Source organism: Nitrosomonas sp., from assembly GCA_016703745.1.
In the GTDB taxonomy this organism is placed as follows: Bacteria; Pseudomonadota; Gammaproteobacteria; order Burkholderiales; family Nitrosomonadaceae; genus Nitrosomonas.
In genome coordinates this window covers 37,704-52,873 of record JADJBK010000007.1, presented here as the reverse complement: position 1 = coordinate 52,873, position 15,170 = coordinate 37,704, and the positions used below count along the sequence as shown (strand labels likewise).

Annotated in this window: 15 protein-coding genes and 1 pseudogene; 5 read left to right on the top strand and 11 right to left on the bottom strand. The window is 46.3% G+C overall.

Going from position 1 to position 15,170, the window contains the following annotated elements; genetic code table 11:
- Nucleotides 1-24 precede the first annotated feature (24 nt).
- The 9 genes from IPG31_13460 to IPG31_13420 form a co-directional block, all read right to left on the bottom strand.
- Nucleotides 25-1,413, bottom strand: coding sequence for a TrbI/VirB10 family protein (locus IPG31_13460; protein MBK6619297.1), 1,389 nt, complete (start codon nucleotides 1,411-1,413; stop codon nucleotides 25-27).
- 8 nt (nucleotides 1,414-1,421) lie between these two features.
- A complete protein-coding gene (locus IPG31_13455; GenBank protein ID MBK6619296.1) occupies nucleotides 1,422-1,880 on the bottom strand; it encodes a conjugal transfer protein TrbH in 459 nt (152 codons plus the stop codon).
- On the bottom strand, nucleotides 1,877-2,788 hold the full coding sequence (gene trbG, locus IPG31_13450; protein ID MBK6619295.1) for a P-type conjugative transfer protein TrbG: 912 nt from the start codon (nucleotides 2,786-2,788) through the stop codon (nucleotides 1,877-1,879). The genes IPG31_13455 and trbG overlap by 4 nt, the downstream gene beginning before the upstream one ends.
- Before the next feature lie 28 nt (nucleotides 2,789-2,816).
- The gene (locus IPG31_13445; protein MBK6619294.1) at nucleotides 2,817-3,575 is read right to left on the bottom strand and encodes a conjugal transfer protein TrbF; all 759 of its coding nucleotides are present in this window, start codon (nucleotides 3,573-3,575) and stop codon (nucleotides 2,817-2,819) included.
- Nucleotides 3,572-6,124 (bottom strand): VirB4 family type IV secretion/conjugal transfer ATPase, encoded by a 2,553-nt coding sequence (locus IPG31_13440; protein ID MBK6619293.1) that lies wholly within the window; start codon nucleotides 6,122-6,124, stop codon nucleotides 3,572-3,574. Before IPG31_13440 ends, IPG31_13445 begins: the two co-directional genes overlap by 4 nt.
- The gene (locus IPG31_13435; protein ID MBK6619292.1) at nucleotides 6,121-6,432 is read right to left on the bottom strand and encodes a VirB3 family type IV secretion system protein; all 312 of its coding nucleotides are present in this window, start codon (nucleotides 6,430-6,432) and stop codon (nucleotides 6,121-6,123) included. The genes IPG31_13440 and IPG31_13435 overlap by 4 nt, the downstream gene beginning before the upstream one ends.
- Complete coding sequence (locus tag IPG31_13430) at nucleotides 6,432-6,848, bottom strand: TrbC/VirB2 family protein (GenBank protein ID MBK6619291.1); 417 nt, start codon at nucleotides 6,846-6,848, stop codon at nucleotides 6,432-6,434. The genes IPG31_13435 and IPG31_13430 overlap by 1 nt, the downstream gene beginning before the upstream one ends.
- 21 nt (nucleotides 6,849-6,869) lie before the next feature.
- Nucleotides 6,870-7,844 (bottom strand): P-type conjugative transfer ATPase TrbB, encoded by a 975-nt coding sequence (trbB, locus tag IPG31_13425; GenBank protein ID MBK6619290.1) that lies wholly within the window; start codon nucleotides 7,842-7,844, stop codon nucleotides 6,870-6,872.
- A 72-nt stretch (nucleotides 7,845-7,916) separates the two neighbouring features.
- A complete protein-coding gene (locus IPG31_13420; protein MBK6619289.1) occupies nucleotides 7,917-8,300 on the bottom strand; it encodes a helix-turn-helix domain-containing protein in 384 nt (127 codons plus the stop codon).
- A gap of 217 nt (nucleotides 8,301-8,517) precedes the next feature.
- On the opposite strand from IPG31_13420, the gene IPG31_13415 reads away from it, so the two are divergent.
- The 5 genes from IPG31_13415 (at nucleotide 8,518) to IPG31_13395 (ending at nucleotide 12,224) form a co-directional block, all read left to right on the top strand.
- Entirely contained in the window at nucleotides 8,518-9,405 is an 888-nt protein-coding gene (locus IPG31_13415) for a ParB/RepB/Spo0J family partition protein (GenBank protein ID MBK6619288.1), read from the top strand.
- Between the two features lie 146 nt (nucleotides 9,406-9,551).
- Nucleotides 9,552-9,881, top strand: a complete 330-nt coding sequence (locus tag IPG31_13410; protein ID MBK6619287.1) for a conjugal transfer protein TraO — start codon at nucleotides 9,552-9,554, stop codon at nucleotides 9,879-9,881.
- A 322-nt stretch (nucleotides 9,882-10,203) separates the two neighbouring features.
- Entirely contained in the window at nucleotides 10,204-11,025 is an 822-nt protein-coding gene (locus IPG31_13405; protein ID MBK6619286.1) for a hypothetical protein, read from the top strand.
- Between the two features lie 599 nt (nucleotides 11,026-11,624).
- Entirely contained in the window at nucleotides 11,625-11,903 is a 279-nt protein-coding gene (locus IPG31_13400; protein ID MBK6619285.1) for a type II toxin-antitoxin system RelE/ParE family toxin, read from the top strand.
- 12 nt (nucleotides 11,904-11,915) lie between these two features.
- Nucleotides 11,916-12,224: a HigA family addiction module antidote protein gene (locus IPG31_13395; protein ID MBK6619284.1), complete on the top strand. Its 309-nt coding sequence runs from the start codon at nucleotides 11,916-11,918 to the stop codon at nucleotides 12,222-12,224.
- A 328-nt stretch (nucleotides 12,225-12,552) separates the two neighbouring features.
- On the opposite strand, the pseudogene IPG31_13390 reads toward IPG31_13395, so the two are convergent.
- Nucleotides 12,553-13,851 (bottom strand): annotated as a pseudogene (locus IPG31_13390) (EAL domain-containing protein).
- Between the two features lie 146 nt (nucleotides 13,852-13,997).
- Nucleotides 13,998-14,978, bottom strand: a complete 981-nt coding sequence (locus tag IPG31_13385) for an IS5 family transposase (GenBank protein MBK6619283.1) — start codon at nucleotides 14,976-14,978, stop codon at nucleotides 13,998-14,000.
- Nucleotides 14,979-15,170 lie beyond the last annotated feature (192 nt).

Genomic DNA, 15,170 nt, shown 5'->3' with positions numbered 1-15,170 from the left:
GCGTTCATTCCTTGGTAGTATCAATTAATTGAATGCCTGATACGGTTTAGAAAAAACCATGTCTTTGGTCACCACTACATTGAATCTAAAGCCAGGGCGAATCTCTAAAGTTGGCGCAATATTGAGATTTTTCATCATCAGGCGCGTGGCGGCTTGCCCCAACTGCTGACCGAGTGACTGGCTCAATACGCTACCGGCGTTTTGTCGTCCGTATACTCCCCCTCCGCCGCCTGCATCGCGTTGACTATAGGTCGCGCCAGCGATCACGGCAGACATTAGTAATGCTGATCCGAATATCCGAAGATAGTGATTATTGGTCTTGTCATTGAATCCGGACTGACCAATTCCATCAGTCCCCGGCATGGCTCCGATATCCATTGTTTTACCATCAGGAAAAATGATTCGTTGCCAGGCAACCAGCACACGCGACTGACCAAACGCAACCTCACTGGAATACTCCCCGACCAGACGCGCCCCTTGAGGCATCAGACGGTGTTTACCAGTAGCGGTGTCATACACATCCTGACTGACTTGCGCCAGAATCTGGCCGGGTAGTTCTGAATTAATACCGGAGATCAAAACAGCCGGTATCACAAACCCGGGAAGCAGGCTATAAGGTGTTCTGGGTGCGACTGGCTGGCTATCCAGCTTCCAGCGATCTTCCTGCCCCGTTGCATCAAAGTTTGCATAGTCATTATTTGCGCGGTTGGTGTCCGCATGAAGCAAATGCGGGGCTAATCCATCAGTATCCGTACCATCACCCGCACCTCCAGGCCCACTGTCTTTAATTTGCTGTAACCGTGCCTGGTAAGCCGCCGTGGGATCATCATTGGCCTGGGCATTGATCTGTTGCCTGATCGCTGCCAATTGTGCCAACTGCTCAGCCCTGCCGGGTGCGCCGCCTGAAGCTGAAGGCGCATAACCAGGAGAGGATGCTGCGCTTCTTGGTGCGGTCATCGGGACGTTGGTGCGCGCCTTAACCGCATCTTCGAATTGCTGCATCTTCATCATGCGAATATGATTCAGATCAGGGTGGTTCCCGGCATGCATTTGCTCCCCAGGCGGCAATGGTGGCAAATCCAGATTCTCAGCATGATCCGGGTACGCAATGATTATCTCTGACTGCGTATCGGGAACAACCGGCGGTGCTGCTTTGGGTTCGATGATGCCCTCTTTAAAATCACCGGTAATCATGGCCGCCAATAAATTGGTATTTCCGGTTTCGGTAGCTGCTTCTTCTTCGTGCGCCACATTCTGTTGTTCCGCACGGTTCATCGCCACAACCATCATGATGAGCAAAAAGACCATGGCTATACCGACCACAATGTAGACAGGCAAATTGTTGACGCGGCGCACACCCGCTCTCCTTGGGGCGGTATCAGGTGAGGCATCAGGCAACATGGTGTCTGACATAGCCCCTCCTATTCCTTCATAACCCAGGAACCCGCAGGTTGCATCGTGTCTTGATGCGACACGTAAGCGCGGGTCAGTATCTGTTCATCAATCATGACGGAGAGACGATACAGACCACTGGATTGATCAAAAATATAGGCCAGCCTGATGCCGTCAGACGGCTTGACAGCCTGCTGATCTGGCTGTGCCAGACTGGTTTTAACATGCTCCTGGATGGCATACCCCCCCTTGCGCAGATTTTCCATAAAAGCAACGCCAAATGGATCAGTCGTGGGATGTTGCATATTGATTTTTGTGCTGGCAGGTGGATAAAGCTGCATGAGTTGATATGCAGCATCACTGGCGATCACGGCTGTGTTCTGGCTGGGCGCATCACCATCAACATAATTGCCATAGGGCGGGGTGGCACACCCTGCCACAAGCAATAGCAAAAGCGATGCCAGCAGCGATGGCTGATTCAACATCATTGCCCGCCCCTGCTAATGGTTACACGGTCCTGGCTGTTGCCGACACCCGCGATTAAAACTGCTTTGTCGAAAACATTGTCCACAATGTAACGATCTGCCTGTAAGCGGTAATTCACCAGCACCGTTTCTGCTTTTGAGAACACCCCCCCGTCCTTGCGCACGACCATCAGGATGGGCGCTTCGTTTTGGGAGAAGGTAGTGGGCATCTGAATGATGGTTTTCTTGCCATCGTTGTATACGCGCAGTGGTTTCCATGCAGCCGAGCCCGATACCGTGTACAGGAAATCAAGATCGCCAAGATATTCTCCCGTTGCCGGGATGGTTTGGGATTGCTTGATTTCCAGCGCATGATTTTCTCTTTTTTTGACGGAATCCCATTTTGCCTGGGCATCCTCGGGATAGATAAAGGCAACCCGTGGCATAAATTCATGGCGGTGTGATCTCAGCCGCAGGTGATAAGTGCGCCGGTCGGTTGTGACAACCAGGGACGTTTCCAGTCCCACATCCAGGGGTTTTATAATCAGATGCTGAATCTCAGAGCTGCCGCTGCCTGTAATGGCTGGGTCAACCTGCCAACGCACCTGATCGCCCAGGTGAATGGAATTGACCTGTTCTCCCGGCTGCAACTGGACATCACAAATCTGCAATACCGCACACACGACACTGGGTTGTTGTGCGCCAAACAAAAAACGGATCGATCCATCAGGCCCGGCAACGGGTTTAACCCCTGTCGCGCTGGTTGATTGCCATTTCCTGGCGATTGCAATGGATGCGCTTTCTTGTGGCGTAAGCGTTGGGTTGGCTTTTTCAAAATAAGCATCCGGAAAATTACCTCCGGCGCCTGCCAGCACGAAGGTTGGAAACAAGCTCATGCAAAGGGTAGTCAGGATTGATTTAGTGAGTTGCATTGTCGGTACCTTTAAGTCTATTGAGCCTTTAAACCTGCTTTGACCAGGAATAGTCCTGGATAAAAATCCCTAATGGGTTGTTTCTCATTTGCTCTTCAGTCGTACTTTTTGTTTGTGGCCGACTATAGACACGCAGCAAGGCGCGCATCTTAAATGGCGGCTCAGCCAGATTGCCTTGCCGGTCATAGACTTTTTCCAACCAATCCACCTGCCATGTTTCTGTGGTTTGTGGAATCACTGAAATGATCTCGACATTCACTGTTTCAGTGGTCGCCCGTTTAAAAGGATTGCTGTCCTCTGTCCCATTTAGCCATTCGTTGGTTTTGGCCGTGGCCGGGTCATTCGGTGAAAGCATCGCGTATACCCTGAAAATGGCGCGACGCTGCAAAGCAATGTCCGGCGTAACCATGCGTAAATTATTAATAAACTCTGAAACCGATGCATGAATCACCCGTGGATCAGCCGTCTGTGCCACATCGGCGCGAGAGACTGCGACGGCTTCACCAAGTTTGTCGACTTGCACCACATACGGGATAAACCTGGATTGACTGCCGATATAAATAATGCCGCCAACGGCTGCTAAAACGATCATCAGACTGAGAATGGCCAGGATTTGCCACATATTGCGCGATGCGGTGACTGCCGCCATGTGATCATTCCAGGTGCGACGCGCATTCAGATAAGGATTGGTGTTCTCCCCTTCCCTTCTGCCACCGTCGATTGGTTCATCATTCAAGCGTTCATTCGTGCCTGAATTGCGTGTCAGGAAAGCTTTAATTGCATTCATGCGGCGGCCTTGTCATCATTAAGTTTCAGTCCACTGATATTCAGGCCCTTGATATCCAGCCATTGGTGCACCCAGTCATCACCATACTTCGCGATTAAATGTTTAATGGTGGCAATGGATTCCTTGTCGGATGCGCCGACAAAGGCCAGGGTGATGGGGCCTAACGCCAGGTCATACAGTCGTCGACCATTTTCTGATACGGAGTAATATTGACGTTTGGGTACGGCTGTCGCCAGGATTTGAACCTGACGGTTATTCAGCCCCATACGCCGGTAAAGTGCGCTGGCATCTTCATCCCGGGCATGCACATTCGGTAGAAATATCTTGGTGGCGGTGGATTCAACAATGATATCGAGAATGCCACTGTTGACCGCGTCCGACAGGTTTTGTGTCGCCATGAGTACCAGACAATTGGCCTTTCTCATGACTTTTAACCACTCACGAATTTTTTCCCGGAATGCTTTATGACCGAGCATCATCCAGGCTTCGTCCAGAATGATTGCCGCCGGTTGGCCATGTAGACTGCGTTCAATGCGCCGAAACAGGTAGAGCAACGTCGGCAGCGCATATTTATCGCCGAGATTCATTAATTCTTCAATCTCGAAGGTCGTGAAATCGCTTAGTTCCAGGCCATCTTCTTCGGCATCGAGTAAGTGTCCCATCATGCCATCGACGGTATATTGCAGGATCACTTCACGAATGGCCTCATCCTGAATCGTCACTGAAAATTCAGATAAGGTGCGCGCACCACTTTGATGCATGCTGGTCAGGGCGCTGCTTATTTCGTTGCGCTGGTTCGGTGTAATGACCAGGTGATTGAGTTCAATCACGGTACAAATCCATTCCATCGCCCAGGCACGATCCCCTTTGGTATCCAGGAACTGTAATGGGCAGAACGCCAGCGCCTCATCATCTGAGGCTACGGTGAAATGTTTACCGCCCACTGCTTTGGTCAGTGGATACATTGACATGCCCTTATCAAAGCAATAGATCGACATGCCCTGGTAACGACGCAGTTGCGCGGCGATGAGTGCCAAATGAGTTGATTTCCCTGCACCCGTTGGCCCAAACATAAAAGTATGTCCAATATCGCCGACATGCAAATTCAATCGGAAAGGTGTCGCGCCTTGCGTAACGCAATGCATGAGCGGCGGTGCCATCGGTGGATACATTGGGCAGGGTGCGGCAATTGCGCCCGTCCAAATCGTGTTGAGCGGCATTAAATCTGCCAGATTCATGGTGTTTAACAAAGGGCGGCGAACGTTCTCGACACCATGACCAGGCAGGCTGCCCAGATACGCATCGATAGTATTGATGGACTCAATACGCGCGGTAAACCCCAAATGATTAACGGCTTTGGCAATGTACATTGCCGAGGCTTCCAGTGTTTCCCTGTGCTCATCCATCAACACGACGACACTCGTATAGTAGCCTTGTGAGATAAGACCACTATTGGTCTCTGAAATGGCGGATTGCGCATCCTGCGCCATGTTTTGCGCATCTTCGTCGAGGTTGTTGCTTTGCAAATGGAAAACCTGATCCCAAAACCCACGGATTTTTTGTTTCCATTTCCTGCCAAATTTCTGGAGATGCGCGACAGACTCATGATTGTCCATGAAGATAAAACGTGTTGACCAGCGGTATGCGCAAGGCAGTTCCGACAAGGCCGTGAGCATGCCGGGCGAGGATTCGAGCGGGTAGCCATCGATTGATACCACCTGAATGAAATGGCGGCCAATCTTGGGAATGGTTCCTCCAAAGAATTCCTGGCCGGAAATCACCCCATCCAGATAGACGCGATTTTCAGGTAAAACCATTGGATGATCCAGGCCGGTTATACAAAACTGTATCCAGCGTAAAAAATCATCATGGGTCGTGGTCGAGTCGTCCTCATTGGTTATCTTTTTACTGGCCAATCGTGTCAATTCGATCACACCAGACAAGCGCGACTCAATATTCAAGCACTCGCGTGTAAAGTAATTAATTAAGTTAAATGTTTGTGATTTTTTGTCTGGTGCGCTTTGGTCATCATCAAACATCAGATCCACAAATTGGCGCTCAGCAAGCAAAGGAGGCAAGTAAGTCAACGTCAAAACAAAGTAACTCTCGAACAAAGTACCGACACGCTCGAAAGCCTTGCGCCGCTCGGCATCAATGGCCGCTGAAACCGGATCGGGAAAATGGGATAGCCCCTTGTCTGAATAACCCGCTGCGGGTTTGCGCACCGCATCTATGTGTACCATCCACCCGGAACCCAGGCGTGATAACGCTTGATTCATGCGTAGAGAGACATGATTACGCTCTTCATCCGTAGTGCTTGCCATGTCAGCGCCCTGATAAACCCAGGCTGTCATCAGCGCTCCATTTTTACCAACAATCACGCCATCGTCGACAACCGAAGCATAAAGAAGCAAATCGACAAAGCCTGGTTCTTGAGATCGGTGTCGGTCTAATTTATATTGGCTCTCAACCGAGCGGATTCGCATGAATAGCACAGACAAAAGCACGATTCCGCTGCCAGAGAAAAAGAAAATGATGCTCTCGATCATCGGTATTGACGCGCTTGCGTTCTGGTGTTGGTGTAGAACGGAGTGCTTCGTGCGGGGTAATACGTCCGATAAAGGCGGTGACGCAAATAGACCTGGCGCAATTGCGGGTCACTCTTTGCCATCAAGCGCAGGGCGTACAGGGCAAAGCTCCATAAAATAACGCCAAAGAAAAATGCCTTGAATTCAAAGGCGCTGAACATCAGGGTGAATGCCAGCAATCCTGAGAACATGACCAGCTCACGATCACCGCCCATAAAGAGATTGGGGCGATTCGCGGACTGGCGGATCAATGTGGTGCGCAGCGCCATTAATCAGCCTTATTATTTGGCGTAATCATGGGTTGTGAAGTACCGGAAAATGCGGCTTGTTCTGGCAGGGTGATGACAGCACCGCCAAACAGGTTTGTCATGATATTTTGTGCGCCAACCAATAACGCCATGACCAGCACAATGAAAATTAACGATCTGAAAAACGCATTCAACTCGCCGCCAAAAATCAAGATGCCGCCGGCAACGACAATTCCGACAATCGATAATGAGAATGCAACCGGGCCGGTCACTGAGTTTCTGAGATTGACCAGCCAGGACTCATACGGCAAACCACCGCCGCTGCCAACAGAGGCCAGCGCCAAGTCAGGGACAAGCAGGAGGATTGCAGCGATTGCAATCAGTGAGGCGTTAAGAACCGATAATTTAAGGCTTACTGGTGAAAGTGCATAGTTCATTTAAAATTCCTTTGATACTGATTAAATTTTCTGGATGCGGTAACTGCCTCGTTTGTAACCATTTACTTCTAAAACTTCCTGGACGCGACGACCGGTTGGTGTACGCGACACATGCACAACCAGATGCACCGCATCTCCGATGAGCGGCTGAATAGCCTTTGGTGCTGACTTGTGTCTTGTAATCAGGGATTCAAGTCTGGTTAAACCAGATAATGCGTCGTTGGCGTGAAGTGTTGCTGCACCGCCTTCATGCCCTGTATTCCAGGCATCGAGTAAATCCAGGGCTTCTTCTCCCCGCACCTCCCCGACCAATATTCGATCCGGACGCATACGCAAGGTCGTTTTAAGCAGCTGGGTCATCGATACATCCAATGTGGTGTGATATTGCACACAGTTTTCAGCGGCGCATTGAATCTCGCCGGTATCTTCAATGATGAAAATACGTTCTGATGGGTCCTGTATGACCATCTCATTAATGATTGCATTAACCAGGGTGGTTTTACCCGAACCCGTGCCACCCACGACGAGGATATTGCGGTGATCTGCAATGGCTGATTTAATTTTCTGATATTGCTTTTCCGTCACGATGCCCTGCTCCACGTACTGTTCTAACGTGAATATCGCAATGGCTTTCTTACGGATAGCAAAGGTTGGTGAGGTGACAATGGGCGGGAGTTGACCGGCGAAACGTGAGTTATCGAGTGGAAACTCACCTTCTATGATGGGTTTTAATCGAGTGATTTCTTTGCTGTGATAGCCAGCCACTGTTTTGATAATTGCTTCAGTTTGGGCAGGTCGTAGATTACCGATACATGCCATCGCTTCACCCAGCTTTTCTTGCCAGATTCGGCCATCAGCATTGACCATGATCTCAACTGTTTTGGGATCACCTAATGCAGCAACTAATAATGATCCCATGTCCCGCGCCAGCTTTGCCCTGGCGCGTTCTTTCAAATTTGTACCATTAACATCTGTATCTGACAGTTGCGCTTGCATATTTTTTGCTCACCATTATGCGGAATAAATATCACAATATAATGAATAAAAAATATAAGCAACATATTTCTTTTATTTAATCTTTAATTTCCTGTTCTTTGAGACTCGTTTTTGGTTTTCGGCATTCCAGAGACTGACTTGGTAGGCTTGATACTCGGTAAGCACTCCACAAGCGTGTACTAATCCCTTGGGCAAGCTGGAGCGAGGAGCTTCGCTTTTCCTTAGTTCATTCATATCTTCTTCGGAGAGCGTCGTTTGCTCCAAAAGAATAGGAAGTGGCGTTTGCAAGGCATTTGCAATCGCTTCCATGATCCTCAGTGACGGATTTGCTCTGTCCAGGGTCACGCCCGATAAAAAGGTGACCGAGATACCAGCTTTTTCAGCTAACTCTAGTTTGGTCATTTTTAGCTCATCCAGTATCCGAGCTATATTTGTAAGGAATATTTGGTTGTACAAGCCGACTGCCTCCTTTGATCAGCTTTTTTCAATTGGCTGTATTGGTATTTTCTAAGCAGCTTAAGTGTTAATTTTTTGAAGCATGATGCAATAAGTGGCCCGTATTACATTTAACTTTAGTTAATATATACTTAAAGATAGTTGATATACCGCTCTGCGTTCATTATAAATTCCAAATAGATTTAGGTAATCTAATTAAAGATTAATAGCTTATGCAATGAAAAATGCTACTAAAGAGACAAAAAAAAATAAATTTGTCACAGCTGACTCATTAGAAATTGATCTAAGTCTGATTGACGAAGACCCTGACCAGCCGCGCACAGAGTTTGACCCTGTTACTTTACGAGAACTTGCAGATACCATCCGGCTTCGCGGTGTAAAAACCCCGATATCAGTACATCCCAATCCGCAATCGGAAGGACGCTTTATCATCAATCATGGTGCGAGGCGGTATCGAGCATCCATACTCGCCCAGAAGAGAACAATCCCTGCATTTATTGACACAGACTATTCCAACGTTGACCAAGTCATTGAAAATTTACAGCGAGACAACTTAACCCCAAGAGAAATCGCTAATTTTATAGGCTATCAATATTCCAAGGGGTTTAAGAACGGGGACGTTGCCAAGATGATCGGTAAGTCTACTGCGTTCGTTTCACAACATTCCATGTTGTTAGATTTGCCAAACCCAATTGCAGCATTATTAGATTCTGGCAGAGTCCGAGATACGATAATTATCAATAAACTTGTCTATGCCTTTAAAGAATCACCCGAAATCGTAATTGACTGGATTAATAATCCAGAGCAAGAGATCACACGCGGATCAGTCGATCTTTTACGTCAGTTCATCAAAATAAAGTACAGAAAAAATACAAGAAATAAAAATGAACCACTCTCTAAAACTATTGATAAGACTAAGAATATAGAGAAAGACCGGTCTTCCCCCGAAAAGACCGAGAAATTAGTATCACTTTTCAGCCGGTTTTATGAAAACTTTGACTCAAGAAAAGATATTTCTGTTGAAGCGCTTAGTAACCTGACAACGAAAGAACAAATGAATTTATCAGTTTTACTGAATAAAATAAATAATTTTGCAGATCCTTAAAAATAGATATATTATGCTTATATAACTTTTTAATAAAAATAGTATGTTTTTGCTTGATATCGACCTTCGAATATGAATAACTCTAGAATTATTGAGTTAAAACATTTAAAAAGTGACGTTTCAATATGAGAAAGCGATTAATCGTCATGAATGGACAGAAATTAGTTCAGAACGACATGAGCGGAGAATGGAAAACAGAAAAAGTTAAGAAAGCTCATGGAATAAACCCTGGTATATATAATTTGTACAATGCAGTAGATGCCAATACATCAAAAGATAATATTGGGGAAGTCGTTCATATTGATAAAAAAGATAATGTGCTTTACCAAAAAAAAGAATCACAATACATTAAGCACATTCTGAGTTGTTTTGACAAAATGCCAGAAACAGGTCGGTTGATGAATATCAAGTACGAAAATAATAAAGCTACTACGACTGAGATATCAGAAAAGCTCAGTAAAGCAATTAAATTATAAGTAGTGCGGAAAAACAATGTATAGTACGTTGGGATAGTATTTTTCTAATTTCTAATTTTTAAATTAAAAAAGAAAAATAAAAAGTGAAGTCAGGAAGATTCACTTGTTTTTGAACTTAACTGAAGCAGAAAAGAAAAACCCGGCTGGGAGGCCGGGTCACACAGTTAAGTTCTTTCCACGCCAAGCAGTTAGAAACTAGGAAACAGTGTGTTGATGCATTATAACAAAACTTTGGGTTTAGCAACAAGATTTTCTACTAAATCACAAAAAAGTTTAATCACAACTCAATTATTCCTAGTGAAAAAAGATACTAGGAATAATTTTGATACCGAGAAAATTCACAAAAAGAATTAACGGTGGTGGCAACTACTGCGGCCATAATCCAGTAGAACCGGTATTAACACTTGTTAAGCCTGCGCTGGTAGGTAAAGGTGGTATTCCCCGCATACTCACGTTATGTATGGAACGCCTCGATGCATATTTCATTCGACCAAAATTAATTCCTTCCCTGAACTTCGCAAATGGCAGCACGCGTAAACAACGTAGTGAACGCCGCGAATCTTGCGTACTCTTGCTTAAAGCGCTGTTAAAACGTGTAGATTTGGTTAGTTTAAGAGTCGGAAATCCTACTCCGGATGGATTTTTAAACTATACGCTTGAGTACATTGCGCTTGATACGGGGATGAAAGCCAGGCGAATAGAGCGTGCGATTCATGATCTCAAGATCGCTTGCATTGTCACTGTGTCACAGCCACGCGAACAACAACCCGACGGGTCATGGAAAGGATTGGCAGCTGTTAAGACAATTACAAAAGATTTGTTTGGACTTCTCGGTCTTGCTGAAATGCTGAAAAAAGAGCGCTGCAAAGCCAGTAAACGTCTAAAGGATAAAATAAAAGACTGGGCAGAAAAGTTAGTTACCCGAACCAGTCAAGCCAGAAATACCCTCTCTTTAAAATCAGCCTATAAAAAGGCCAGTAAGGTCAGTCAAAAACAAAATAATCATACCAAAAATAAAACCACTGCCCCACCCGACATAGAATATCGAAAGCGGCTACAGTTAAAAGCCGCCGAGCTGAAAGAAAAGAATATGGACTGGGACAGAGATAAATGTTTCGAAGAGGCTGAAAAACTGCTGCTTTAGGATACCCCGTTTCCTAAAAATTACTAGCAACACCAATTAGTACTAATGGTCTCCTTTTATGGGCTTAACCTCCCCTCATGAGGCCATTCATTCCTTCCAAAAGAAAAACTCTCTCTTTTCTAGCTTAAATAGCCGCTGAAAAATAGCCGCATTGTGCATAACTTTGCATAATTAAAATTAAGTGTCGGTTAGCTCAAATATTAAGTGTCGGACATTAATCAGATAGTTTTTTATAACAAGAAGAAATGTTTACCTTCGTATGAAAATACCAATTCATTCAAACCAAAAACATTTTATTGATCGCTACGCTCACAATTACAAAAAACAATCCATAACCTATATCGGCACAGAACTTATCTACTTTAGAAATATTTTATATTCCACTAAAAAAACTTAAATCATTAATAAGACAACTCTTAGTAGTAATTTACGCTTAAAAATTCAAAAAAATTTACGCCAAAAGAAAAACAAAAGAACCAAACCACGAGCAGTATCTGTATTGGACTCTGTCGCAAATATTCGTAAAGTAGAAATCAGGAAAGTAGCAAATATATACAACAAGAGCTTGACGCGCGAAGCGATACGCGATACGGTACGATATGATTGACAATTTTAAGCATCGTGGCTTGAAGCGTCTTTATCAGGCAGGCGATAAAAGCAAATTACGCCCCGATATTGCAGATAAAGCCGAACGCTTCTTATCTGTTTTGGATGAAGCGAGTTGTCTAGAAGATATTGATATACCCGGTTATGGGCTGCATGCTTTGACGGGAAATAAACGCGGCTTCTATAGCGTTACCATGTCTAGAAACCACAGGATTATTTTCAGATTTGAAGATGGCGTGTCCTATGATGTTGATTTGGTAGATTATCATTAGGAGGTAAAAAATATGGTTATGAAGAATCCGATACATCCGGGGAAAATTATTAAACATGATTGTATAGAGGCTTTAGGGCTGAGTGTTACCGATGCCGCAGAAGCTTTGGGTGTAGTGCGAACAACCCTTTCCAGAGTTATAAACGAAAAAGCATCTGTATCGCCAGAAATGGCTATTCGTGTTTCAAAGGCTTTTGGCGGAACACCGGAACATTGGCTCAAAATGCAGCTGGCCTATGATGTGGCACAAATGCGCGATCAAATAGATCGTATTCAGGTTAAACGTCTGCATATGCTGAATGAATCGAAAACATCAGCCTAAGAAAGGGTCACTTCAGGTGATTCAGGTAGGCCATGAGTCAGGCGGTGCTAGCTACCATAATGATCAGCTACGAAGTAGCAAACACGATCAACAGCAGATCCTTTCACTTACGCTTGATGCCAAAATACGGAAAGAGAAGAGGGGATAGAAATGGAATAAATGTCGGGGGCAGTGTATGCGCTGGAATTCAGGGAGCAGGCGGTACGGATGTATGAAAAAAGTAGATTGTCTTCGGCGTAGTGCGCGCAACGACTGTTAATACCGAAGGGGTTGCTGAAGCATTGAGTAAGTGCATGGGATAAAAATGTGTATTTTGATAGTACCGAATTCATCGAGCGCTTACCTGGCTTTCCCGGAACCTGGTTAAATTATGGGCTGTATGCTGATGCAGCAATTCGCTAAATTTGTCTGCTGTTACAGGCTTGCCCAGTAGGAATCCCTGTACTTCATCACACATCATGCTTTTTAATTTCTTGAGTTGCGAATCGGTCTCAACACCCTCAGCCACCACATCCATTCCGAGTGTATGGGCAAGTTTAATTATTGCAGAAACGATAACACTGCCTTCAGGCCCGCACTTATCCATACCACTGATAAAAAAACGATCTATTTTCAGTTGTTTGGCACGGAAGCGTTGTAAGTAGGCAAGGCTCGAATAACCTGTCCCGAAATCGTCGATGGCAATCTCGAAGTTGTTTTCCTGGAACTTACGGATCATATCAGTTGTTTTAAGTGCATCCTGCATCGCCGCGGTTTCCGTGATTTCAAACATAATCTGTTCACATGGGATTTGCTCAGATTGGACAATATCCAGCATCATCGTGATCAGATCCGGCTGTTCTAGTTGTCGGGGAGATAAATTGATTGCCACCTTGATTGCTGGCAAACCGGCTTCCTTCCAGCGGCGTAGTTGTTGACAAGTTTCACGTACCACCCAATATCCTATTGGGACGATTTGTCCGGAACGTTCAGCGATCGGGATAAACCCCATTGGTGACAAAAATCCAAGTTCTGGATGGTGCAGACGGAGTAGCGCCTCGGCACCGACTAGCTCGCTATTGCTACCACGGAATTTTGGCTGGAAATGCAGTGAGAAGTAACCGGCTTTGAGTGCTTCGTGCAAGGCACGCTGAATCTGCAGCGTGCGAGTGGCCGCTTCATTCATACTTATCTCAAAAAATCGGTAGGTGCCACGTCCACCCCGTTTTGCTTCGTACATCGCGGCATCCGCATTCTTCAGCAGTTCTTCAACGGTATCCCCGTCTTGTGGAAACAGTGTAATTCCGATACTCGGCATCACCTGTAGAGGCTGATCTTCGGCCCATAGGCCTTGGCGCATGCGGCTGAGTATGCTGTCCGCCATTTCTGCTGCATCGTCCGTAGTCGCTATATTTTCGAGCAATGCCACGAATTCATCACCTCCCAGCCGGGCGACCGTGTCGCGGCCACGCACGCAATGCAGCAATCTCAGCGCGAACGCCTTCAGGACTTCATCCCCAGTTGAGTGCCCAAGAGAATCATTGATGACCTTGAATCCGTCGAGATCCATGAACAGAATGGCAAACATATTTCCGTCACGCTTGGAAGCTCCAATCGCACGTTCCATTCGCTCTATAAGCGTCCAGCGGGGCTCTGTCGCATTAAGGAACCTCTGAAAAACAAACATTCTGAACGGCAGTCACTCAAAAACTGACCACTACTTCAAATAGTGACGCTGATTTTTATGAAAACAGCCGTTCCTCTCTGGAAACAAGCTCATTTACTGGCTTGTTTTCAAATTTCAGACGCAACAAGACATCGACGTTCATAAGCATCACCACGGATGACGTTGGCAATGGCTGTCAGGAAGGTCAAACGGGCCGCATTTTTGGCCAGGCCGCGATAGCGATTTTTAGCATACCCAAAGCGGATTTTGATATCCCGAAACACGTGTTCGACTTTGGCGCGGCGTTTCGCCAGTTCGCGGGCGGCCCCGCGCAGTAGTTGAGCCGCGCCGGAATCGTCTTTCGTGAGCCTGGCCAGTTTGCCCGGACGCATCGTGATTACGCAGACTGGAGGGTTTTCTGCCGGCATCTCCGGGCGTTTATCCAGCCCCTGATATCCGGCATCGCCATGGACAAACTGTTCCTCGCCATGCAGCAGGGCGGCGGCTTCGGCAACGTCGCTGACATGCCCCGAGGTTACTTTGAGCGTATGCACCAACCCGGTTTCATGATCGACGCCGATATGAAACTTGCTGCCGAAAAACCATTGATTGCCCTTTTTGCTGGAATGCATTTCTGGATCACGCGACCGGCTCTTATTTTTGGTTGAAGTCGGCGCGGCAATCAGGCTGGCATCGACGATGGTGCCGGCTTTCAAGAACAACCCACGCTCACCCAGCGTTTGGTTGATGACCTGGAAGATCTGATCCATTAACCCGTGTTTTTCCAGTAAATGCCGAAATTGCAAAATGGTGCTTTCATCCGGCACGGCTTCCAGACGAATGCCGCAAAAACGGCGCAGTGATTCAATCTCATACAGCGCATCTTCCATGCCCGGATCGGAATAGTTGTAGATAATTTGCGCAACATGCGCGCGCAGCATCAATTCCAAGGCAAATGGTTTGCGGCCACGCCCATTGCCTGGCGCATAGTGTGGTTCAATAACATCAATCATAGCCTGCCAAGGCAATAACCCGTCAAGTTGATCGAGAAACTTCTCGCGGCGCGTGACTTTGCCCTTATTGGCGTATTCGGCATCAGCAAAACTCATCTGTTGGTAAGGTTTCATGAATAGCTTCTCGAAAAAGTTTGATGCAGAATTATATTACTTGCGGGGAATTAATCAGAGGTTCCTTAAGCGTTTTTCGACCAAATCTCTCAATGATTTCATTGAAGAAAAATTGCCAAGAATTGCTTAATGCGACAGATCCAACAATCAAGCATTCAGCCGCTTGACTACCTA

Coding starts and splice junctions, on each gene's coding strand:
- IPG31_13460 (MBK6619297.1), bottom strand. CDS start 1,413: ATGTCAGACACCATGTTGCCTGATGCCTCACCTGATACCGCCCCAAGG.
- IPG31_13455 (MBK6619296.1), bottom strand. CDS start 1,880: ATGATGTTGAATCAGCCATCGCTGCTGGCATCGCTTTTGCTATTGCTT.
- trbG (MBK6619295.1), bottom strand. CDS start 2,788: ATGCAACTCACTAAATCAATCCTGACTACCCTTTGCATGAGCTTGTTT.
- IPG31_13445 (MBK6619294.1), bottom strand. CDS start 3,575: ATGAATGCAATTAAAGCTTTCCTGACACGCAATTCAGGCACGAATGAA.
- IPG31_13440 (MBK6619293.1), bottom strand. CDS start 6,124: ATGATCGAGAGCATCATTTTCTTTTTCTCTGGCAGCGGAATCGTGCTT.
- IPG31_13435 (MBK6619292.1), bottom strand. CDS start 6,432: ATGGCGCTGCGCACCACATTGATCCGCCAGTCCGCGAATCGCCCCAAT.
- IPG31_13430 (MBK6619291.1), bottom strand. CDS start 6,848: ATGAACTATGCACTTTCACCAGTAAGCCTTAAATTATCGGTTCTTAAC.
- trbB (MBK6619290.1), bottom strand. CDS start 7,844: ATGCAAGCGCAACTGTCAGATACAGATGTTAATGGTACAAATTTGAAA.
- IPG31_13415 (MBK6619288.1), top strand. CDS start 8,518: ATGAAAAATGCTACTAAAGAGACAAAAAAAAATAAATTTGTCACAGCT.
- IPG31_13410 (MBK6619287.1), top strand. CDS start 9,552: ATGAATGGACAGAAATTAGTTCAGAACGACATGAGCGGAGAATGGAAA.
- IPG31_13400 (MBK6619285.1), top strand. CDS start 11,625: ATGATTGACAATTTTAAGCATCGTGGCTTGAAGCGTCTTTATCAGGCA.
- IPG31_13395 (MBK6619284.1), top strand. CDS start 11,916: ATGGTTATGAAGAATCCGATACATCCGGGGAAAATTATTAAACATGAT.
- IPG31_13385 (MBK6619283.1), bottom strand. CDS start 14,978: ATGAGTTTTGCTGATGCCGAATACGCCAATAAGGGCAAAGTCACGCGC.